This is a genomic window from Sphingopyxis sp. KK2 (assembly GCF_001990265.1).
Classification (GTDB): Bacteria; Pseudomonadota; Alphaproteobacteria; order Sphingomonadales; family Sphingomonadaceae; genus Sphingopyxis.
In genome coordinates, this window is the sequence record NZ_LYVN01000028.1 from 1 (window position 1) to 19,732 (window position 19,732).

General features: G+C 66.3%; 21 protein-coding genes, 1 other RNA gene and 1 pseudogene. 7 read left to right on the top strand and 16 right to left on the bottom strand.

Annotated features, from left to right (window positions below; translation table 11 throughout):
• The 5 genes and pseudogenes from B1A78_RS06965 to dapA form a co-directional block, all read right to left on the bottom strand.
• A pseudogene (locus tag B1A78_RS06965) lies at positions 1 to 352 on the bottom strand (hybrid sensor histidine kinase/response regulator); the annotation flags it as partial.
• Positions 353 to 445: 93 nt separating this feature from the next.
• Positions 446 to 2,503 carry a M13 family metallopeptidase gene (locus B1A78_RS06970; RefSeq protein WP_077146253.1) on the bottom strand — a complete coding sequence of 686 codons (2,058 nt, stop codon included), beginning with the start codon at positions 2,501 to 2,503 and terminating at the stop codon, positions 446 to 448.
• Positions 2,504 to 2,586: 83 nt separating this feature from the next.
• Positions 2,587 to 3,210 carry a DUF2062 domain-containing protein gene (locus B1A78_RS06975; RefSeq protein WP_083733919.1) on the bottom strand — a complete coding sequence of 208 codons (624 nt, stop codon included), beginning with the start codon at positions 3,208 to 3,210 and terminating at the stop codon, positions 2,587 to 2,589.
• Entirely contained in the window at positions 3,207 to 3,692 is a 486-nt protein-coding gene (gene smpB / locus B1A78_RS06980; protein ID WP_077146254.1) for an SsrA-binding protein SmpB, read from the bottom strand. The genes B1A78_RS06975 and smpB overlap by 4 nt, the downstream gene beginning before the upstream one ends.
• Before the next feature lie 10 nt (positions 3,693 to 3,702).
• Positions 3,703 to 4,578, bottom strand: a complete 876-nt coding sequence (gene dapA, locus B1A78_RS06985; protein ID WP_077146255.1) for a 4-hydroxy-tetrahydrodipicolinate synthase — start codon at positions 4,576 to 4,578, stop codon at positions 3,703 to 3,705.
• A gap of 103 nt (positions 4,579 to 4,681) precedes the next feature.
• On the opposite strand from dapA, the gene B1A78_RS06990 reads away from it, so the two are divergent.
• The 3 genes from B1A78_RS06990 (at position 4,682) to B1A78_RS07000 (ending at position 7,924) form a co-directional block, all read left to right on the top strand.
• Positions 4,682 to 6,709 carry a lytic transglycosylase domain-containing protein gene (locus tag B1A78_RS06990; protein WP_083733921.1) on the top strand — a complete coding sequence of 676 codons (2,028 nt, stop codon included), beginning with the start codon at positions 4,682 to 4,684 and terminating at the stop codon, positions 6,707 to 6,709.
• A gap of 6 nt (positions 6,710 to 6,715) precedes the next feature.
• Positions 6,716 to 7,198: a transcription elongation factor GreB gene (gene greB, locus B1A78_RS06995; RefSeq protein WP_077146257.1), complete on the top strand. Its 483-nt coding sequence runs from the start codon at positions 6,716 to 6,718 to the stop codon at positions 7,196 to 7,198.
• A 114-nt stretch (positions 7,199 to 7,312) separates the two neighbouring features.
• The gene (locus B1A78_RS07000) at positions 7,313 to 7,924 is read left to right on the top strand and encodes a hypothetical protein (protein WP_144037725.1); all 612 of its coding nucleotides are present in this window, start codon (positions 7,313 to 7,315) and stop codon (positions 7,922 to 7,924) included.
• 15 nt (positions 7,925 to 7,939) lie between these two features.
• On the opposite strand, the gene B1A78_RS22580 is transcribed toward B1A78_RS07000, so the two are convergent.
• From B1A78_RS22580 to B1A78_RS07040, 9 genes are all read right to left on the bottom strand, one after another.
• A complete protein-coding gene (locus B1A78_RS22580) occupies positions 7,940 to 8,092 on the bottom strand; it encodes a hypothetical protein (RefSeq protein ID WP_179101996.1) in 153 nt (50 codons plus the stop codon).
• 73 nt (positions 8,093 to 8,165) lie between these two features.
• An RNA gene (gene rnpB, locus B1A78_RS07005) (RNase P RNA component class A) lies at positions 8,166 to 8,567 on the bottom strand.
• Positions 8,568 to 8,607: 40 nt separating this feature from the next.
• Positions 8,608 to 9,297: an N-acetylmuramoyl-L-alanine amidase gene (locus B1A78_RS07010; protein WP_077146259.1), complete on the bottom strand. Its 690-nt coding sequence runs from the start codon at positions 9,295 to 9,297 to the stop codon at positions 8,608 to 8,610.
• A gap of 70 nt (positions 9,298 to 9,367) precedes the next feature.
• Complete coding sequence (locus tag B1A78_RS07015; RefSeq protein WP_077146260.1) at positions 9,368 to 10,225, bottom strand: protein-glutamate O-methyltransferase CheR; 858 nt, start codon at positions 10,223 to 10,225, stop codon at positions 9,368 to 9,370.
• Positions 10,222 to 11,343, bottom strand: a complete 1,122-nt coding sequence (cheB, locus tag B1A78_RS07020; RefSeq protein ID WP_256837506.1) for a chemotaxis-specific protein-glutamate methyltransferase CheB — start codon at positions 11,341 to 11,343, stop codon at positions 10,222 to 10,224. Before cheB ends, B1A78_RS07015 begins: the two co-directional genes overlap by 4 nt.
• Positions 11,344 to 11,353: 10 nt before the next feature.
• The gene (locus B1A78_RS07025) at positions 11,354 to 11,728 is read right to left on the bottom strand and encodes a response regulator (protein WP_077146261.1); all 375 of its coding nucleotides are present in this window, start codon (positions 11,726 to 11,728) and stop codon (positions 11,354 to 11,356) included.
• 63 nt (positions 11,729 to 11,791) lie between these two features.
• Positions 11,792 to 12,226, bottom strand: coding sequence for a chemotaxis protein CheW (locus B1A78_RS07030; protein ID WP_077146262.1), 435 nt, complete (start codon positions 12,224 to 12,226; stop codon positions 11,792 to 11,794).
• Complete coding sequence (locus B1A78_RS07035) at positions 12,226 to 14,619, bottom strand: chemotaxis protein CheA (RefSeq protein ID WP_077146263.1); 2,394 nt, start codon at positions 14,617 to 14,619, stop codon at positions 12,226 to 12,228. The genes B1A78_RS07030 and B1A78_RS07035 overlap by 1 nt, the downstream gene beginning before the upstream one ends.
• Before the next feature lie 79 nt (positions 14,620 to 14,698).
• The gene (locus B1A78_RS07040) at positions 14,699 to 15,337 is read right to left on the bottom strand and encodes a histidine phosphotransferase family protein (protein WP_077146264.1); all 639 of its coding nucleotides are present in this window, start codon (positions 15,335 to 15,337) and stop codon (positions 14,699 to 14,701) included.
• A 151-nt stretch (positions 15,338 to 15,488) separates the two neighbouring features.
• Here B1A78_RS07040 and B1A78_RS07045 point away from each other — a divergent pair, with 151 nt between their 5' ends.
• The 4 genes from B1A78_RS07045 (at position 15,489) to mtgA (ending at position 18,631) form a co-directional block, all read left to right on the top strand.
• The gene (locus B1A78_RS07045) at positions 15,489 to 16,445 is read left to right on the top strand and encodes an RluA family pseudouridine synthase (protein WP_077146265.1); all 957 of its coding nucleotides are present in this window, start codon (positions 15,489 to 15,491) and stop codon (positions 16,443 to 16,445) included.
• An 82-nt stretch (positions 16,446 to 16,527) separates the two neighbouring features.
• Positions 16,528 to 17,430 (top strand): RNA polymerase sigma factor RpoH, encoded by a 903-nt coding sequence (gene rpoH / locus B1A78_RS07050; protein ID WP_077146266.1) that lies wholly within the window; start codon positions 16,528 to 16,530, stop codon positions 17,428 to 17,430.
• 59 nt (positions 17,431 to 17,489) lie between these two features.
• Positions 17,490 to 17,876 (top strand): cupredoxin domain-containing protein, encoded by a 387-nt coding sequence (locus tag B1A78_RS07055; RefSeq protein ID WP_077146267.1) that lies wholly within the window; start codon positions 17,490 to 17,492, stop codon positions 17,874 to 17,876.
• 47 nt (positions 17,877 to 17,923) lie between these two features.
• Positions 17,924 to 18,631, top strand: coding sequence for a monofunctional biosynthetic peptidoglycan transglycosylase (mtgA, locus tag B1A78_RS07060; RefSeq protein ID WP_077146268.1), 708 nt, complete (start codon positions 17,924 to 17,926; stop codon positions 18,629 to 18,631).
• A 3-nt stretch (positions 18,632 to 18,634) separates the two neighbouring features.
• On the opposite strand, the gene B1A78_RS07065 is transcribed toward mtgA, so the two are convergent.
• Together B1A78_RS07065 and B1A78_RS07070 are read right to left on the bottom strand one after the other, a co-directional pair.
• Complete coding sequence (locus tag B1A78_RS07065; RefSeq protein WP_077146269.1) at positions 18,635 to 19,048, bottom strand: hypothetical protein; 414 nt, start codon at positions 19,046 to 19,048, stop codon at positions 18,635 to 18,637.
• 93 nt (positions 19,049 to 19,141) lie between these two features.
• A complete protein-coding gene (locus B1A78_RS07070) occupies positions 19,142 to 19,678 on the bottom strand; it encodes a J domain-containing protein (RefSeq protein WP_077146270.1) in 537 nt (178 codons plus the stop codon).
• Positions 19,679 to 19,732 lie beyond the last annotated feature (54 nt).

Sequence of the window (19,732 nt, forward strand, 5' to 3'; positions counted from 1 at the left end):
CGCCGCGCCCTTCGAACGGCAGCCCCGGCGGCGTCACGAAGCCGCCCATCCAGGTCGCGAACAGGTCGTTGGCGCAGACGAGCCGCCCGGCGCGGTCGGTGACCGCGATGCCGACATCGTCATGGTCGACCGCCGCGCGCAGCATCGTCCAATCTGGAATCGCCGCCTCGCCCGCCACCGCGGCGGGAAACAGGCGGCGTGTCAGGATCGCGCCGCCGATCGCCACCGCCAGGCCGGCGAGAAAGCCGGCCGCCAGCACGGCGTCGCCGGTCGCCCAGAACAGCAGCGCGATCGAGACGAGCGCAAGCCCGCCGAGCAACGCCGCATCGACCCTCGACAACCCGCCGGGCAACCCCGCCGACGCACCCGGGCCTGTCCCTCTGCCGATGTCTGGATCAGCGGAAGGCAGGCTCGTGGTGGTCAACGATATTTCCCTTTTTCGGCGTTACCAGATGCGGACGCGCTCTTCCGGTTTCAGATAGAGCTTCTGGCCTTCCTTGATCTGATAGGCCTTATACCAAGGGTCAAGGTTGCGCGAGACCCAAGTCCGCTGGATCGAGGGCGAATGCGGATCGGTGGTGATGCGCTGCGACAGATTCTGTTCGCGATAGTTGCGCCGCCACACCTGCGCCCAGCCGAGGAAAAAGCGCTGGTCGCCGGTCAGCCCGTCGATCACCGGCGCCTCCTTGCCGCCGAGCGAAGCCTTATAGGCGTCATAGGCGATGGTCAGACCGGCGAGGTCGCCGATATTTTCGCCCAGCGTGAATTCGCCGTCGAGATGTTCGCCCGGCAACACTTCATAGGCGCTATATTGCGCGATCAGCGCCTTGCCCGCAGCCTCGAACGCCTTGATATCGGCTTCGGTCCACCAGTCGGCGAGTTTGCCGGTCTGGTCATATTTCGCGCCCTGGTCGTCGAAATGGTGGCTGACCTCATGCCCGATCACCGCGCCGATGCCGCCATAGTTGATCGCCGGGTCGGCATGCGGATCGAAAAAGGGCGGCTGCAGGATCGCGGCGGGGAAGACGATCTCGTTCATGCCGAAATTGGCATAGGCGTTGATTGTCATCGGCGTCATGAACCATTCCCAGCGACGGATCGGGCCGCCGAGGTGGCCGATATTGTCGTCATGCGCGAACTGGTTGGAACGCAGCGCGTTGCCGAACAGGTCGTCGGCCTTGATTTCGAGCTTGCCATAATCCTTCCACTGGTCGGGATAACCGATCTTGGTGGTGAAATTGGCCAGCTTCTGGCGCGCCTTGACCTTGGTTTCGGGCTGCATCCAGTCGAGCCCGTCGATCCGGCGGCCCATCGCGGCGAGGATATTCTTCACCAGCGCGTCCATCGCCGCCTTGGTTTCGGGCGGATAATATTTCGCGACATAATCCTTGCCGACCGCGTCGCCGAGATTGCCGGTGGTGAAATCGACCCCGCGCTTCCAGCGCTCTTCGCGCTGCGGCGTACCCGACAGGGCGGTGCCATAGAAGGCAAAGGCCTCGTTCGCGACCGCATCGGGCAGGACGTCCGAGAAGCTGTCGAGGCTGCGCACGATCAACTGGTCGCGGATCACCTCGATCGGCGTGTCGGCGATCAGCTTGGCTTCGCCGGTGAAGGCGCTGGGCTGCGCGACGAGGATCGCGTCCTCGTTGACGCCGATACCGCGGATGAAGGTCGTCCAGTCGAAGCCCGGCGCCTGCTGCGCCAGTTCGGCGATGGTCAGCTTGTTATACGCCTTCGTCGCGTCGCCGCTGTCGTTCTTGTCCCAATGGACCGCCGCGATCGCCTTTTCGAAATCATAGATCGCCTTGGCGCGCGGCGCGGCGTTGCCCTCGCCCGCGAGCGTCAGCACATTTTCGAGATGCTTGAGATAGGCCGCCTGCAGCGCGACGTTGCGCTCGCCGTCCTTCAGATAGAAGTCACGATCGGGCATGCCGATGCCGCCCTGGCCCATCTGATAGATATAGACCTCGGGATTCTTGTCGTCCTGGCCGACATAACCGCCAAAGAAATGCTGGACGCCGCTGCGGTCCGCCTCGGCGAGCAGCTTGGCGAGGCCGGCCTTGTCGACCGCCTTGATCTTGGCGAGCCAAGGCTGAATCGGCGCGAGCCCCTTGGCCTCGACCGCCGCGCTGTCGAGGTAGGACGCATAGGCGCGGCCGATCATGCTGTTCGGATCGCCCTTCGCGGCGTCGAGGATTTCACGGGTGCGCTTCTGCGACAGGTCCTGCAACGCGGTGAACATGCCGTAATTCGACTTGTCGGCGGGAATCTGGGTGTTCTTCGCCCAGGTGCCGTTGGCATAGCCATAAAAATCGTCGCCGGGCTGGACGCTCTTGTCCATGCCGGTCTGGTCGAAGCCGAAATCGCCGATCTCGGGCTTGGCGGCGGGTTCGGCGGCGGCCGGCGCGGCCTTTTCCTTGGCGATGGCGGGTGCGGCGGCAAAGAGCAGCGCGCCAAGCGCGGCGGTCGCCAAAAGGCGGGTGTGCTGGGTCAGACGTGTCATGATATTCCCCGGTGGTACGGGCCCCCGCGAATGGCGCGAGGGCGATCTGCGATGGGGAAGCTATAAACCCGCGCGCGCGGCGTTCAACGGGTCGCCGTGTCGCTCGTCGATGCCTCAAGTCGTTTGTCGCGCGCCTTGGCGATCTTGCGGCGCCAGCGCAGGCGGATCCAATTGTCCCAGATCAGCGACGCAAGGATATAGCCGACGACCGCCGACACCACCGAAATCACGAACAGTCCAGCGAGCCCGCCGAGCAGTGCGGTGCCGGCATTGGCGGTGAACCAGTTCCACCATTCGACGAGCGAGGCGCCCTCGTCATAGAGGATATAGAGGTTCGACACATTGGTGTGCAGCCCGAACAGGAAGCTGCCGAGCCACACCGATGCCGCGAGGATCAGCGGGGTGGTCACCGGGTTGGACAGAAAGGTCATCGCCGCACCGATCGGGATATTGGCGCGAAAGGGCAACGCAAGCAGCGCGACGCCGAGGATCTGGACCCCGGGGATCAGGAAGAAGATGCCGACGAACAGCCCAAGCGCGGTGCCGCGGCGGACCGAGGTGCGGGTGAAGCGCCACAGATGGCTGTGCGCGACCCGATGGGCAAAGGGCTTGACGAAGCGGCTCGCCAGCAATTCCTCACGGCTCGGCGAATTGCGGCGAATCCAGTTCATCACCGTTGCCTTGTCGCGGGGCGCGCCGCTGCTCATCCGCGGTCCTTCATCAGCCGCTGCTTGTCGCGCTTCCAGTCGCGTTCCTTGATCGACTCGCGCTTGTCGTGCGCCTTCTTGCCCTTGGCGAGCGCGAGCTCGACCTTGGCGCGGCCGCTGCTGTTGAAATAGACCGACAGCGGCACGAGCGTCATGCCCTGCCGCGCCACCCCGGCGTGCAGCTTGTTGATCTCGCGCCAGTTGAGCAACAGCTTGCGCGGGCGCTTGGGCTCGTGGTTCAGGCGGTTGCCATGGCTATATTCGGGGATGTTGGCGTTGATCAGCCACACCTCGCCGCCGGTCACCTCGGCATAGCTTTCAGCGATCGTGCCCTCGCCGAAGCGCAGTGCCTTCACCTCGGTGCCCTGCAGCGCGATGCCCGCCTCGAACACCTGTTCGATGCTGAAGTCGAAGCGCGCGCGCCGGTTCTCGGCGACGACCTTCTTCTTGTCGAATTCTGCGGCAGACTGCGGACGGGCCATGACGAAAGCTTTAAATCACTCCGGCCGCGGACAGCGCGGCATCGACGGCCGCGCGCGATGCATCGGACGCCGGGATGATAGGTAGGCGCACTTCGGGCGAAAACCAGTCATGGATGCGCGACAGCGCATATTTTGCCGGCGCGGGCGAGCTGTCGCTGAACATCGCCTGGTGCAGACCGAACAACCGGTCGTGGAGCGTCAGCGCGCGCGCCCAGTCGCCCGCCGCACAGGCAGCGGCGAAATCGGCGCACAGGCGCGGCGCGACATTGGCGGTGACCGAGATGCATCCCGCGCCTCCGAGCAGGGCATGCGGCAACCACAGATCGTCGTTGCCGCTGAGCTGGCAGAAGTCCTTGCCCGCCCCCGCGCGATGCTCGGTCACGCGCGCGAGGTCGCCGCTCGCATCCTTGATCGCGACGACCGAGGGGATTTCGGCGAGCTTGTTCATCGTCGCGGCGCTGATGTCGGCGACGGTGCGGCCGGGGACATTATAGACGACGATCGGCAGGTCGCTCGCGTCGGCGAGCGCCTGGTAATGGGCGATGATGCCCGCCTGGCTCGGTTTGTTGTAATAGGGCGCGACGATCAGCGCCGCGGCGGCACCGGCGGCTTGCGCATAGCGCATGTGGCGGACCGCGGTCGCGGTGTCGTTCGACCCGCAGCCCGCGATCACCGGCACCCGGCCGGCTGCGGCTTCGAGGCAGGTGTCGATCACCTGATAATGTTCGTCGAAGCCCAGCGTCGGGCTCTCGCCCGTCGTCCCGCACGGAACCAGCGCGCTCGTTCCCTCGCCGATCTGCCAGTCGACGAGCCGTTTCAGCGCCGGGGCGTCGAACGCACCGTCGCGAAATGGCGTCACCAAGGCGGGAATCGACCCGGAAAACATGCTCGGCTCCTTTACAAAGACTCCACGGGGCCGATAGACAGGCTCATCGGCGCGCCGCCTATTGGACGCCTATTCAGCGCCCCGCAAGGAGTTTGCCACTAACATGGCCCTTATGAATTCGCTGCTACCCGTTTCCCGTCTGGCGCTCGCCGCCGCGCTTTTCCTTCCCGCCGTCGCCCATGCCAGCGAACTCACCCCCGACCAGATGGCGTGGTACCGGGCGCAGATGGGGCTCTCGACCGCATCGACGTCCCCGCCCAGCAGCACCAATTCGGTGGGCGACGCGGTGATGGAATGGCGGCGGCTGACCGCTAATACCGGCGCCTCCTTCGACCAGCTGTCGCGCTTCCTGCTCACCAACAAGGGCTGGCCCGACGCCGACAAGATGCGCGCGCGCGCCGAAAAGGCGATCGCGATCGACAGCTATGATCCGCAGCGCACCCTCGCCTATTTTCAGGTCTATCCGCCGCAGACCGCGAGCGGGCACCTGCGCCTCGCGCTCGCGCTCAACGCGACGGGCCGCCGCGACGAGGCCAATGCCGCCGTCCGCCGCGCCTGGACCAGCGGCACGCTCGACGAGGTCGAGACCAGCCGCGCCCTCTCCTTCTTCCCCGGCGCGCTGAGTCTCGCCGACCATGACGCGCGCATGGACCGGCTGCTCTGGTCGGGCGCCACCGGCGCGGCGAGCCGCCAGCTCGCCTTCGTATCGCCCGAGAAACGCGCGATCTTTTCTGCCCGGCTCGCGATGCGCAATAGCGCGGTCGATGCCGCGCTGCAGGCCAATGCCGTCGAGGCGGCGAACCCCGCGCTCACCCGCACCGACGCGGGCTATATCACCGACAAGGCGACCTGGCTGCGCAAGGGAAACCGCACCGGCGAGGCGCGCGCGCTGCTCGCCGCGCCGCGCAGCCTGGCGAGCCCGCCGACCGATGCCGAGGAATGGCTCGAAACATTGCTGACCAATGCGCGCGCTGCCGACAGCGCGGGCGACAAGCTCACCGCCTATAATATCGCACGCCAGCTGAGCGACACCTTCCCCGCCGGCACCGTGATCCGCGAAACCCCGCTCAGCGTGCGCGACGATTATACCTCGCTCGCCTGGCTTGCCGGCCAGCTCGCCTTCCGCGACCTGCGGCGCCCGGGCGAAGCGGCGCAGCTCTATCGCCTCTATGGCGAAGCCGCGCGCTCGGCGCAGACGCGCACCAAGGGCTTCTACTGGGCGGGCCGCGCCTCGCTCGCCGCGGGCGACCGCGCCGCCGCCGAGGCGCAATTCGCCGACGCCGCGCAGCATTATGACCAATATTATGGCCAGCTGTCGCTCGAACGGCTCGGCCGCGCCCAGCCGAAACCCACCCCGGTGCCGACGATCCAGGTCAGCCAGGCCGAAAGGACCAGCTTCGAGGACGACCGCCTCGTTCGCGCCGCGCGCGCGCTCGGCGAGATCGGCGCATGGCGCGAACAGTCGCAGTTCCTGCGCGCGCTCGCCAACCGCGCGCGCTCGCCGTCGGACCATGTGCTCGCGGGCCAGCTCGCCTCGTCGATCGGCCGTCCCGACTTGGGCGTCATGATCGGCCGCAGCGCACAGGCGAACAGCCTCGACGCGGTCGAGGTGTCGGGTTTCCCGACCGTCCGCGTCCCCGTCGGCCATGAAAGCAATTGGACCTTCATCCACGCGATCACCCGCCAGGAAAGCCAGTTCGACCGGCAGGCGGTGAGCCACGCCGGCGCGCGCGGCATGATGCAGCTGATGCCCGGCACCGCGCGCGAAGTCGCGGGCAAGATCGGCCTGTCCTATGACGCCGGATCGCTGACTACCGACACCAATTACAACTTCACCCTCGGCTCGACCTATTTCCAGCAGATGCTGAGCTATTTCGGCGGCAGCTATCCGCTCGCGGTCGCGGCGTATAATGCCGGGCCGGGCAATGTGAACAAATGGCTGCGCGCCAATGGTGATCCGCGCAACGGGACGATCGAGATGATCGACTGGATCGAGGCGATCCCGATCTTCGAGACGCGCAACTATGTGCAGCGCGTGCTCGAAAATGCCGTCGTCTATGACACGCTGCGCGACCGGCCGCTGCCGGCTGCGCCACTGAGCTTCTATCTCGGCAAGCGCACTCCCGGCTGATCGCGCATGGCGGGGGACAAGGCGAATATCATCAGCCCGGCGGGCTATGCCGCGCTGCGCGCCGAATATGACGCGCTGCTCGGCGACGAGCGGCCGAAGCTGGTCGAGGTCATCAGCTGGGCGGCGGGCAATGGCGACCGCAGCGAAAATGGCGACTATATCTATGGCCGCAAACGGCTGCGCGAGATCGACCGGCGCCTAGGCTTCCTTGCGCGGCGGATGAAGGCGGCGCGCGTCGTCGATCCCGCCGCGCAGCCCGACAAGAGCCGCATCTGGTTCGGCGCCACCGCCGAGCTCGCCGACGACGACGATGCGCGGCGCATCGTCACGCTGGTCGGCGACGACGAGGCCGAGGCCGGCGACGGCCGGATCGGCTGGAACAGCCCCCTCGCCCGCGCGCTGCGCGGCGCCGCAGTCGGCGATTTGCGGACGGTGCAATTGCCCGCGGGTCCCAAGGAATGGGAAATCATCGCGATCGACTATCCCTGAGCGCCTGTGCGCGGCGTCACCGCCGCGCGCTGGACGCCGCGCTATCGGCTGTTAGACTTGATCCGGTTTCGGGAGACGATCGCGATGCGCAGCCCCCTGTTATTGACGGCCCTCTTGTTGGCATCGGCGGCGCACGCCGCGCCGCAGCCGCCGATCTCCGACGAGACGATCCTCGAAGGCGTGCAACTCGGCGAAGAGGTCGAAGGGCGCGTCGACGGCGACCTCAACGGCGACGGCGATCCCGACACCGCCTTCATCATCGCCAGCCCGGACTCACGCGACCTTTATGTCGTGCTCAGTTATCGCAGCGAGGTAGACTTCGGGCACCAGCCCGGCGGCCAGCTCAAACTGCCCTCCGACGCATTCGGTCCCGCAGGGCTGACGATCAAAAAAGGCGTTCTCATCATTGAGGACCTGTCGGGCGGCACCACCGCGCTGTCGGCGACCTATCGCTATCGCGCCGACAAGGTCGAGCCGAAGATGCGGCTGATCGGCCTCGACGCGACCGTGTACAGCCGCACCTATGCGCATGACGGCAATGCGATGAGCTGGAACCTCGTCACCGGCGATGTAGAAACCAAGCTGCTCAGGAAGATCGGCGACGGCGAAGATGCGACTTATGAGGACGCCTTCGTCACGCGCTTCAAGCGGACGAGCAAGCCCGTCTATATGAACGACACCCCCGACGCCGAGGAACAACTCGTCGCCTTTACCAAGGCCAAGTGACGCGCCGGCCCCCGCCTATTTGAGCAGTGCGGGCACGATCCACGCGAGCGACAGGACGACGATCGCGGCGATCAGCGAAAAGGCGAGCACATAACGGACATTGTGACCCTTGACCCCGCTGCTCGCTTCGGTCTCGGTCACTTCGACATGGTCTTCGACGACTTTCATGGTTCGTCTCCTTCTCTGGTCCGCATAGGAACGCGGGCTTCCCCGCGCGGTTCCCGCCGGGGCTTGGGAGAGAAGTGCCAGAGGGTCTGTAAGCCGGGTTCTGTCCACCCCTTGCGGGGATAGGCGATCATTCCTCTAGGCCGGCGGTTACCCGACGGCTCAAGCAGTCAACCCGGACGACGGGACCGGAACCGGTCCTGGGCCACTCCCAAAAAGAAAGCAGCCCGTGCCGTCCCTATTCGACCTTGCTCCCGGTGGGGTTTGCCGTGCCGCGTCCGTTACCGTCCGCGCGGTGCGCTCTTACCGCACCCTTTCACCTTTCGCCGGGCCGAAGCCCTGGGCGGTCTGCTCTCTGTGGCACTTTCCCTAAGCCCTTCCGGGGAAGGACCCGCCGGACGTTATCCGGCACCGTGGTTTCCGTGGAGCCCGGACTTTCCTCCCCCGCTTGCGCGGCGGCGATCGCCCGACCCTCTGGCGGATGCGATTATAGCGCGATTGCTCGCGGTTGGCGAGCGTCAGTCGCCCTCGGGCTGCGGCAACAACAGCGCGAGCAAAATCGCCCGGCATTCGCCGCAAATCGTGCCGTCGATCAGTTCGGGCCGGAAGCGCCGCTGGAACGCCACCGTCGCGGCAAAGCCGTCGGTGACGTCGTAGCCGAAGCGCTCGAGCGCGAGCAGGAAGCCCGCGTCGGTCCACAGCGGGTCGGTCAGCTTCTTGGTCGGGCGCGGCAGCGCGAGGCGCCGGCGCGCCAGTTCGCCCCAGGGAAACAGCTCGCCCGGATCCTGCTTGCGCGTCGGGGCAATGTCCGAATGGCCGACGACATTGCCGCGCGTGATCTCGTGCCGGTCCTTGATCAGGTGGACGAGGCGGACGACCGATGCCACCTGCGGATCGGGAAAGGGCACATAGCCATGTTCGTGCCCGGGGTTGACGATCTCGATCCCGACGCTCGCCGAATTGACGTCGCTCGTCCCGCGCCAGTGCGAGCGGCCGGCGTGCCAGGCGCGCTTGTCCTCGGGGACCATATGGGTGATCTGCCCGTCCTCGCTGACGACATAGTGCGCGGACACCTTCGAATCGGGATTGGCAAGCCAATCAATGGCTTCGGATCCATCCTTCATGCCGGTATAGTGAAGCACGATCATCGAAACCGGCAGCACGCGCTCGTCGAAATTGGGAGACCAATGTTCGATAAAATCGCTCATGCGTGTCGCGGCCCGATCCTGAAAACCCCGCCTTCACCTGCGCCAGCGCCGCCCAAATTGCAAGGCGGGTTCAGGCGGCGGCGACGCGCCGCACCTGCTGGTCGGCGGGCTCATAAAGGCCGCGTAGCCGCGGGCTGGCGACATATTGGTCGGTCTGGCCGAGCACCGTCTCGCCCGCACCCAGAACGAGAAAGCTCTGCGGCGCCGCCACCATGCGCAGCCGCGCAAAGGCCTTTTGCCGCATCGGCAGCGAAAAATAGAGCAGCAGGTTGCGGCAGAAGATCAGGTCGGCGGGGCCCGCCAGCGGCGGCCGGTCGGTCAGCATATTCTGCACCGAAAAATCGATCCGGCGGCGCAGGTCGGCCTTGGCGAGCCAGCCGCCCTCGGTCTGGTCGAACCAGCGCACCATGCGCTGCACCGGCAGCCCGCGCTGGATTTCGAACTGGCTGTAGAGCCCGACGCGCGCGCGGCTGATCGCATGATAGCTGACGTCGGTGCCGACGATGTCGATCTGCCACCCCGCCCAGCGCGCCTCCTGTTCGGCGAACAGCATCGCCATCGAATAGGCTTCCTGTCCCGTCGACACGCCGCAATGCCAGATGGTGATCCGGCGCTTGTCGGCGTTGATCACCCGCAATTGTTCAAGCGCGGTCTTGGCAATGTCGTCGAACACGCTGTGTTCGCGATAGAAAAAAGTCTCATTGTTGAGCATCGCATCGACCGTATCGTCGAGCAGCTGGCGGCTGGTCGAGGTCACCAGCGCCGCGACCAGCGCGTCGAGATCGACTATACCATGGCGCTGCATCACGGGCTTGAGCGACATTTCGATGCGCCAGATGCGGTTCGGCGACAGCGTCTGGCCGGTGCGCGATTCGAGCACGCCCATCAGGATGCGATAGGCCGATTCGCTGGCGGTCCCGCCCATCATGACCGCGCCCGTCCTTTCAGGAAGCTGCCGAGCATCAACGCGATCGCGTCGGGATTGAGCGTCGCGGCGGCGATCCCCGCCTTGGCGACCGCGCCCGGCATGCCCCAGATGACGCAGCTTTCGGGCGCCTGCGCAAAGACCGTCCCGCCCGCTTCCTTCAGCCGCGCCGCGCCGTCGGCGCCGTCGCGGCCCATGCCGCTCAGCACCACCGCTGCGGCGCGCGCGCCATAGACGTCGGCGAGCGATTCGAACATCGGGTCGGCCGAGGGGCAGCAGCCATTGGCGACCGGACGCCGGTCGAGCCCGATTTCGCGGCGGCGCCCGTTGGCGACGACGACCAGGTGCGCGTCGCCGGGGGCGAGGTAGACATGGTTTTTCTCGACCGTCATGCCCGCCGCCGCAACGACCACCTTGCGCTTGGTCATCGTCGCGATCTGCTTCGCGTAAAATTCCATGAAGGCATCAGGCAGATGCTGGGTCAGCAGCATCGGCGCGGTGATGCGCGGGTCGAGATGAGTCAGGAAGCTCGAAAAGGCCGGGATGCCGCCGGTCGAGGCCGCGACCGCGATACATTCGAGCTGCTGGTCGGTTTCGATCGCGACCGGCACCGGCGTCGGCACCGGCCGCGCCGCCACCCGCGCTGCGGCGGGCGCGATCGGCGGCAGATGGCCGAGCGTGCGGATGCGGTCGGTGAGCACCTCGGCAAAGCGCCCCGAAAAGCTGCCGCGCCCGGGCTTGGCGAGCGTGTCGCTGGCGCCCAGCGCCAGCGCTTCAATCGCGGCGGGGCCGCCTTCGATGCAGTTCGACGACAGGATCAGGACGCGCGCTTTCTCGGCGCGTTCGAGGATCAGCGGCAGCGCGGTGATGCCGTTCATCCCCGGCATTTCGATATCGAGCACGACGACATCGACGGGTTCGCAGGCGAGAAAGGCGAGCGCATCATGCGCCGATGCGATCGATGCGCAGACGGTCAGTCCGTCGCTCTGGTCGATGATCCGTTCGAGGATGCTGCGGACGACCAGGCTGTCGTCGACGAGCATGACGCGGACATCGCGTGCCGCCGGTATGGGGCTGGCCGCCGCCGCGCTGTCGCGCGGAAGGGGTTGGGACGCCGCCACCCGCCGGGCCTCAGGCGACGCCGACGAGCTGCAATTTTCCTTCGAGCGTTTCGCGGTCGAACGGCTTCATCACATATTCGTCGGCCCCGGCCTCGATCGCGGCACGGATATGGTCGATGCTGTTTTCGGTGGTGCAAAAGACGACGCGCGGCCGTTCCTCATGCCCATAGTCAAGGTCGTTGAACGCGCCGAGGAACTCCATGCCGCTCATCACCGGCATGTTCCAGTCGAGCAGGATCACGTCGGGACGGTTGGCGCGGCAAAAGGTCAGCGCCTCCTGCCCGTCGGCGGCTTCGTCGACCGCAAAGGCCATGCTTTCGAGGATATGGCGCGCGACCTTGCGGATCACTTTGCTGTCATCGACGACCAGACAGGATTTCGACATAATTACTCCAGCCCCCGGGGAATAAAGCGGGGATAATCAAAAGGGGTGTTCAGGCCGTTAACGTCACGCCGCCTTTGCGACGGGTAAGGTAATGAAATGCGAGGGATCGACGACGAGCAGCGAGGCCCCTTCATGCTCGATCATCGCATCGGCCACCCGCGCCCAGCCGGGCAGCAGCCTGCCGGTGACGCGCGTTTCGGGCGCGTCGATGAAACAGACATCCTCGATCGCGTCGGCGAGCAGCGCATAGCCATGGTCGGCGACGTCGACGACGATCACGCGCTGCCCCGGCGCGACCGCCACGGCGGGCAGTCCGATGACGACATGCGGGTCGATCAAGGTGAAGACGCGGCTGCGCAAGGCGAACAACCCGGCGACATGCGGCGGCGCGGCGGGAACATGGACGGGGGTGCCCACGGTGACCACCGAGTTGATCGCACGGCTGCGCAGCGCGACGCGCGTGTCGGCGATGCGCGCAATCAAATAGAGTTTTTCCATCATGAGCCGGCTCCTGCGACGCGGGTCCGCAGTGCCTCGAGCAACGCGCCGCGGTCGTAACGATAGATGCTGTCGTCGTCGGGGCCGGTCGCGGCGACCGACGAGCGCAGGCGGACGAGCGGGACATCGGCGGCGACCGGCGCGACATGTTCCTCGACCAGACACAGCTGGACGTCGGGGCGCTCGCCCTCGACCGTCTCGTCGCCGCTGACGACGCGGTAGCCCGCGCTGCGCAGGATCGGCGCGAGGAAATTGGCAGCCCAGCCGTCGGCATCGTCGGACAGGCGGCACAGCGGCTGGCGGAGCGACGGCGCGGGCTGGCCGGCGCCATATTGCGCCATCAGCCAGAAGGGATCGATCAGCTCGACGGGTTCGCCGCCGATCAGCACCACCCCGGCGACCAGTCCCGGCGCCTGCGCCGGCTGCACCGCATCGGGCAGGCGGACGATGTCGATCACCGCCGCGATCGGATAGCAGAGCACCGACTGGCCGTCGTGGAGGCGGAGCAGCTTGACCGCTTCAGGTCCGGTCGGAAACGTCGCGGCATGGACGGCGAAGATGTCGCTGCCGATCTGCGCCTTCACGACGCCGGCGCTTTCGAACAGCGCCGATGCCGGCACTTCCTCCACGCGCTCGATCACCGACAGGCGCACGCCGCGGGTGCGGCCGGTTGCCTCGCGGAACAACAGCAATTGCGCGGCGTCGCGCGCGGCGGCGGCTTCGGCGGCGGCCTCGGCGCTCGCGTCGTCGATCCGGCCGGCCTCGGAGGCATCGACCCCCGCGGCCGCGAGCAGCCCCTGTACGTCGAGCAGCAGCACCGGACGGCCGTTGTCGGGCAGCGTCGTGCCGGCATAAAGCCCCGTCGCCATGATCATCGGCGCGGCGGGCTTGATCACCAGCTCCTCATGGTCGTGGATCGCGGCGACGCTCAGCGCATAGCTGTGCCCCTGCCCCGGCCGCACGAGGATGATCGCGCGGTCGTCCTGATCCTCATCGTCGTCGACGCTGCACCCGAGCAGTTGCTCGAGCCGCAGCAGCGGGAATTGCTCGCTGCGCACCGTCGCCAGTTCGCCGCCGCCCAGCCGGTCGATACGCACCGAATCGCTCGTTTCGAGCAGGATTTCGCGCACCGATCCGCGCGGGATCGCGAAATATTGGCCTGCGGCACGAACCATCAGGCCGGAGATGATCGTCAGCGTCATCGGCACGCGCAGCACGATGGTCAGCCCGCGGCCTTCCTCGTTGCGCAGTTCGACGACGCCGCCGATCTTCTCGAGGTTCGCCTTGACGATATCCATGCCGACGCCGCGCCCCGAGATCGAGGTGACCTTGGCGGCGGTCGAGAAACCGGGACGGAAGATGAGCTCGAGTTTTTCGCGCGGGGTCAGCGCCTTCGCTTCCGCCGCACCGATGACCCGCGCCGAAATCGCCTTGGCGACCAGCGCGTCGGGCGACAGGCCGCGGCCGTCGTCGCGCACCATGATCTCGATCTGGTTGCCCGACTGGCGCGCCGACACCTCGATGCTCGCGGTGATGCCCTTGCCTGCGGCGACGCGCTCGTCGAGATGCTCGATGCCATGGTCGATCGCGTTGCGGACGATGTGGATCAGCGGGTCGCGGATATTCTCCATCATCTCGCGGTCGAGTTCGACCTCGCCGCCGCTGGTCGAGAAACGCACCTTCTTACCGAAATCCTGCGCAAGGTCGCGGACGATGCGCGGCAGCGGCGAAAACAGCTTGTCGATACGCTGCATGCGCATCTGGCTGACCGACTGGCGCATGCCGGCGATCGAGTCCGACAACCGGTCGAAGGACGCCACGACCGAGGCTTCGGCGCCTGATTCGCGCAGCAGCCGGGCGAATTCGTTGCGCGCGAGCACGATGTCGGTGACCCCAGTCATCACGCTGTCGAGCAAGGGTAGCGGCACGCGGATCGAGCGCCAGCTCTGCAACTCGGCGTTGATCTCTTCGTCGGTTGGCACCGCGACGGGTTCGACGGGTGCGGCTTTCGGAGCGGGGCTTTCGTCGACCACCGCGAGCGCGCCGATCACGTCGCCGTCGTCGCCCTGCGGCTCCTTGCCGCTGCTGCCGAGCGCCGTGCACAGGCTCGACAGCCGGTCGATGATCGCGAGCACCGCAGTGACGAGCGTGGCATTAGGAGTACGATTGCCGCGCCGCACCTGGTCGAGCGCATCCTCGGCGGCGTGCGACAGCGCGGTGACGCGCGGCAGCGACAGGAAGCCCGAGCTGCCCTTGATCGTATGAACGAGGCGGAAAATCGCGTCGAGCTGCGCGCGATCGGCGGGATCGGCCTCCCACGCGACGAGCGCGCCGCCCGCTTCGGCCAGAATCTCCGCCGTTTCGGCGAGAAAATCGTTCAGCAGATCGTCCATCACGGTATTGCGGCGCCCCTAAATTCAGGCGTCCACCATGACGAACAATGGTTAACGGAGCGTTTGCCCGCGCCCGAAATCAGCCGCGCAAAACCGCCCCGACGAGCAGCGAGGTCGGGGTCTCGCGCGCCAGCATCACGGTGCCGCCATTCTGCGCCGCGACCGCCTGGACGAGGATCGCCGGCGCGGTGCGCGATGTCATCGGACTCGCGCCCTCGCCCTCGGCCAAGATGCGTTCGACATCGGCGTCGAGGAAGATGCGCTCGGCCTCGACATGCAGCGCGATTTCGATGCCGCCACCGGCATTTTCGCACCCGATGTCGAGCCGCCCGCCGCGCACCAGCGCATCGACGAGCAGCAGCGCGAGGTTGAGCACGATCTTCACCGCGGGCTTGGGCAGCGGCTCGGCCCCGATCATCCAGTTGAGGTCGATCGCGCGGTCGCCGATGATCCCCTGGATCGCCGACTTTGCCTCGTCGGCGGGGACCAGCTCGCCGAAACCACCCGCCGACCCGAAGGCAAGGCGAAAGAATTTGAGCTTGTTTGCCGAAGTGCGCGCGCTCTGTTCGAGCAGGTCGGTGACGCGTGCGCGCATCTCGGGATCGCGTTCATCGGCGAGCAGCTCGAGGCCGTTGGCGAACGCCCCGACGGGGCTCAGAAGGTCGTGACACAGGCGCGAGGCCAGCATCGAGGCGAAATCGACGCGATCGTCGGACATGGATGGTTATGCTCCCCGCGAACCGGCAGTTTCCGGTTGGCTGCTCCTAGGGCAGGCACGGCAGCGAGCGCAAGGCTTGTGCGTCGGGCCGGGGCTTGCGGGGCGCCCCCTCCCCCTTGAATTTGGGCGTCCTATCCCCACATCCCGGTCAATGTTGGGGGACGACGAAATACTGACCGTGGCGCTCGGCGATAGTGCCGCCGGGCTGCGCCTCGACCGGGCGCTTGCCGAAGCGCTGCCCGACATGTCGCGCGAACGGCTGAAGACGCTGATCAAGGGCGGCCGCGTCGCGAGCAGCGACGGCACGGTCCTCTGGGACCCCTCGGCAAAGGCCGCGGCCTCGGCCACGCTCGAACTCCGGCTACCGAAACCCGCGCCCGCGCATAATGTCGCGCAGGACCTCGATCTCGTCGTCGCCTATGAGGACGAGCATCTGATCGTCGTCGACAAGCCTGCGGGGCTGGTCGTGCATCCCGCAGCGGGCAATCTCGACGGCACGCTCGTCAACGCGCTGCTCCACCATTGCGCCGGCCAGCTTTCGGGCGTCGGCGGGGTCGCGCGGCCGGGCATCGTCCACCGCATCGACAAGGACACCAGCGGGCTGATCGTCGCCGCCAAGCACGACAAGGCGCACGAAGGGCTGGCGAAGCAGTTCGCCGCGCACAGCATCGACCGCCGATACCTGGCGCTCGCCACCGGGCGCCCGATGCCCGCCAACGGCACCGTCGACGCATGGCTCGGCCGGTCGGCGACCAACCGCAAGAAGATGGCGGTCGTCGCCGAAGGCCGCGGCAAGCATGCGGTCACCCATTATCGCACCGTCGGAGTACTGAAAGGCGCCACGCTCGTCGAATGCCGGCTCGAGACCGGACGCACCCACCAGGTGCGCGTGCACATGACGCATATCGGCCATCCGCTGCTCGGCGACCCGGTCTATGGACGCGCCAAAAAGCCGCTGTCGGAGGTGCTGAAAGCGCGGAATTTCGCGCGGCAGGCATTGCACGCCGCCCATTTGGGCTTTATTCATCCGGTGACCGGTAACGTCATCGCGCTCGACAGCGAATTGCCCCCCGACATGCGGGAACTGATCGATATATTGCGCGTTTAGGTTTCGAATGAAAATCTATTTTGACCGCGGGACCCAACCGCGGCATTTTATGGTTCAAGGATTTTAGGGAAGACGCTCTCCAATGGCTAATAAAAGCAATGTTCCCGCGACGGTGCCGGCGCTTGGCGGCGAAGCCAGCCTCAACCGCTACCTGTCCGAAATTCGCAAATTCCCGCTGCTCACCCCCGAGCAGGAATTCATGCTCGCCAAGCGTTTCCAGGAACATGGCGACAATGAAGCTGCGGCGCAGCTCGTCACGTCGCACCTGCGCCTCGTGGCCAAGATCGCCATGGGCTATCGCGGCTATGGCCTGCCGGTCAGCGAACTGATCAGCGAAGGCAATATCGGCCTGATGCAGGGCGTGAAGAAATTCGATCCCGATCGCGGTTTCCGCCTCGCCACCTATGCGATGTGGTGGATCCGCGCCTCGATCCAGGAGTTCATCCTCCGTTCGTGGAGCCTCGTGAAAATGGGCACCACCGCGGCGCAGAAGAAGCTGTTCTTCAACCTCCGCCGGATGAAGAACCAGCTCGAAGCGTTCGAGGACGGCGACCTGTCGCCCGAACATCTGACCAAGATCGCGACCGACCTCGGCGTCACCGAGGAGGAAGTCACCAGCATGAACCGCCGCATGTCGATGGGCGGCGACACCTCGCTCAACGTCCCGATGGGCGAGGATGGCGACAGCCAGTGGCAGGATCTGCTCGGCGACGAAGGCCCGCTGCAGGACGAGCGCGTCGCCGAAGCCCAGGAACGCGACGTGCGCCATTCGCTGCTCAACGAAGCGCTCGACACGCTGGGCGAACGCGAACGCCACATCCTGACCGAACGCCGCCTGACCGACGATCCCAAGACGCTCGAGGATCTGAGCCAGGTCTATGACGTCAGCCGCGAACGCGTCCGCCAGATCGAGGTGCGCGCGTTCGAGAAACTGCAAAAGGCGATGCTCAAGCTCGCGGGCGACCGCCGGCTGGTCGGCGCCTGACGGGATATAGGGGACAAGGGGCGACACCGCCGGATTTTCCGGACGAAGGAGTGTTTGCCATGCGTTTCCTTGCTCTCGCCGCTGCAGCGCTTGCCATCGCCCTGCCCGTCACCTTCGCCGAAGGCCCGGCGAAGGTGACCGTCACCCTGGCCAATTTCAGCTTCACGCCTGCCGACCTGCACTTGCGTGCGGGGCACAGCGTGACGCTGCATTTCGTCAACGAGGGATCGGGCGGGCACGACTTCACCGCCGCCGGTTTCTTTGCCGCCGCGACGATGGACGCCGCGAACCGGACGCATGTCGGCGGCACGAAAGGCCGGGTCTCGCTCGGCAAGGGCGAAAGCGCCGACGTGACGCTGATCCCGCGCGCCGGCACCTACAAAGTCCATTGCTCGCATTTCGGCCATTCCGCGCTGGGCATGACGGGCAAGATCATCGTCGATTGAAGCGAAGAGCCGCTTGCCTCATCGGGGCAAGCGGCTAGTTTGCCGCCATGGCAACGAAGTCCCGCGCGCCGAAGCGCAAGCTCCCCTGGTATCTGCGGCCCTTCAAATGGCTGCTGTGGTTCGTCATCGCCTCGGTCGTCTGGGTGCTGATCTACGCGGTCGTGCCGCCACCGGTAACGGTGACGATGCTGACCGACGGCAACGGCATCACCAAGGACTGGACCAGCCTGTCGAATATCGACCGCAACATGGTCGGCGCCGCGATCGCGGCCGAGGACGGCAAATTCTGCAGCCATGACGGGTTCGACCGCGAAGCGATCGAACAGGCGCTCGAACGCAATGCCAAGGGCAAGAAGCTGCGCGGCGGATCGACGATCAGCCAGCAGACCGCGAAGAATGTCTTCCTGTGGCAGGGCAGCGGCTGGACGCGCTACGTGCGCAAGGTCCCCGAAATCTGGTTCACCTTCCTGATCGAGAAGCTCTGGGGCAAGCGCCGGATCATGGAGGTCTATCTCAACGTCGCCGAAACCGGGCTCGGAACCTATGGCGTCGAGGCTGGGGCGCAGCGCTATTTCAAGCATGGCGCGGGCAAGCTGAGCACGTCCGAGGCCGCCCGCATCGCCGCGATCCTGCCCTTGCCCAAGAAACGCGAGGCGATCAGCCCCTCGGGCTTCACCCGCCGCTACGGCAACTCGATCCGCGCGCGCATCGGCGTGGTGAAGCGCGATGGGCTGGACAGCTGTATCTATAAATAGCGGCTACTCCGACGCGTCGCGCGCCGCATCGGCGACCAGCAGCCCGCCGATCACCAGCACCGCGACGACGCCGACCGCGATCCCTGCTTCGGTCGAGAAATTGTTGCGCTGCTTGCGTTCGAGCGGCCGCCCGTTGACTATCAGGCTTTGCTCGCCGTCGAAAGCGATACCGATCCGGCTTTCGAAGCGCTGACCTGCACGATCCGACTGGCGGCTGCCGTCCATGTTGATCGTATCGCGCGCGAGCCGCAGTTCGAGCCGCGGCGCCTCCGCCTGCCGGCCGCCGCCGAACGGCAGCGTGAAGCCGATGCCGACGATGCCCTCGGCTCGGCCCGCCTGATCCCGAAAACCCGAAGACTGCGCCAGCGCGGGTGTCGTCAGCCCCGCCGCGAGCAGGATCGCCATCATCGTCCGCATAGCATCCACCCCAATGTTCGATTTTTCTGACTCCATGTTAAAAATATATAACATTGAGTCAAGCGCGATCGCGGGGCGACGGCGGCCTGTCGGCTAGGCGGGTTTCCAAGTCCTGCGCTCTTCGGCCTGCTTGAGCACTTCGAACGCCGCCTGCCCTGCCGTAAAGCGCTTGGCGGCCTCGGCGTCATCGGGCTTCACATCGGGGTGGCATAACTTGGCATAGGCGCGCCAGGCCTTTTTGGTCGCGTCGAAATCGGCGTCGGGGTCGAGCCCCAGCAGTTCGAGCGCGCGCATCTCGTCGGCGCTGCGCGTGCCGTCGCCCGATCCGCCCCACTCATAATGCTGCGCCTTGGCATAGCTGCGCGCGCCGCGCGCCTCTTCGGCCGCCCGCGCCGCGGCATCTTCGGCGGAGAGGCCTTCGAAATAGTCCCAGCCGCGATTATATTCGGCGGCATGCGTTTCGCAGAAATACCAGCGATCGGGGCTGTTCGGCGACTTGGGCGCGGGGCAATTGCCGGGGTTGGTGCAGCCATGGCGATCGCACAGCCGCACCTTCTGCGTCTCGCGCGACGACCCATAGGGTCGCCAGCGGGGAAAACCCCAATCGTCGGATCTCTTGGCGCGGCTCATCCGACCCCATGTAGCGACGGGGGGCGGAAATGGCTAGCCGAGCGGGCCGAAAAA

Bases quoted from the DNA above. Each gene is read 5' to 3' on its own strand.
- B1A78_RS07010 (WP_077146259.1), bottom strand. From the start codon at position 9,297: ATGAGCGATTTTATCGAACATTGGTCTCCCAATTTCGACGAGCGCGTG.
- B1A78_RS07040 (WP_077146264.1), bottom strand. From the start codon at position 15,337: ATGTCCGACGATCGCGTCGATTTCGCCTCGATGCTGGCCTCGCGCCTG.
- B1A78_RS06970 (WP_077146253.1), bottom strand. From the start codon at position 2,503: ATGACACGTCTGACCCAGCACACCCGCCTTTTGGCGACCGCCGCGCTT.
- B1A78_RS06990 (WP_083733921.1), top strand. From the start codon at position 4,682: ATGGCCCTTATGAATTCGCTGCTACCCGTTTCCCGTCTGGCGCTCGCC.
- B1A78_RS07030 (WP_077146262.1), bottom strand. From the start codon at position 12,226: ATGGAAAAACTCTATTTGATTGCGCGCATCGCCGACACGCGCGTCGCG.
- B1A78_RS07025 (WP_077146261.1), bottom strand. From the start codon at position 11,728: ATGTCGAAATCCTGTCTGGTCGTCGATGACAGCAAAGTGATCCGCAAG.
- B1A78_RS07055 (WP_077146267.1), top strand. From the start codon at position 17,490: ATGCGTTTCCTTGCTCTCGCCGCTGCAGCGCTTGCCATCGCCCTGCCC.
- greB (WP_077146257.1), top strand. From the start codon at position 6,716: ATGGCGGGGGACAAGGCGAATATCATCAGCCCGGCGGGCTATGCCGCG.
- B1A78_RS07035 (WP_077146263.1), bottom strand. From the start codon at position 14,619: ATGGACGATCTGCTGAACGATTTTCTCGCCGAAACGGCGGAGATTCTG.
- B1A78_RS07045 (WP_077146265.1), top strand. From the start codon at position 15,489: ATGTTGGGGGACGACGAAATACTGACCGTGGCGCTCGGCGATAGTGCC.
- B1A78_RS07070 (WP_077146270.1), bottom strand. From the start codon at position 19,678: ATGAGCCGCGCCAAGAGATCCGACGATTGGGGTTTTCCCCGCTGGCGA.
- smpB (WP_077146254.1), bottom strand. From the start codon at position 3,692: ATGGCCCGTCCGCAGTCTGCCGCAGAATTCGACAAGAAGAAGGTCGTC.
- mtgA (WP_077146268.1), top strand. From the start codon at position 17,924: ATGGCAACGAAGTCCCGCGCGCCGAAGCGCAAGCTCCCCTGGTATCTG.
- B1A78_RS07015 (WP_077146260.1), bottom strand. From the start codon at position 10,225: ATGATGGGCGGGACCGCCAGCGAATCGGCCTATCGCATCCTGATGGGC.
- B1A78_RS06975 (WP_083733919.1), bottom strand. From the start codon at position 3,210: ATGAGCAGCGGCGCGCCCCGCGACAAGGCAACGGTGATGAACTGGATT.
- rpoH (WP_077146266.1), top strand. From the start codon at position 16,528: ATGGCTAATAAAAGCAATGTTCCCGCGACGGTGCCGGCGCTTGGCGGC.
- dapA (WP_077146255.1), bottom strand. From the start codon at position 4,578: ATGTTTTCCGGGTCGATTCCCGCCTTGGTGACGCCATTTCGCGACGGT.
- B1A78_RS07065 (WP_077146269.1), bottom strand. From the start codon at position 19,048: ATGCGGACGATGATGGCGATCCTGCTCGCGGCGGGGCTGACGACACCC.
- B1A78_RS22580 (WP_179101996.1), bottom strand. From the start codon at position 8,092: ATGAAAGTCGTCGAAGACCATGTCGAAGTGACCGAGACCGAAGCGAGC.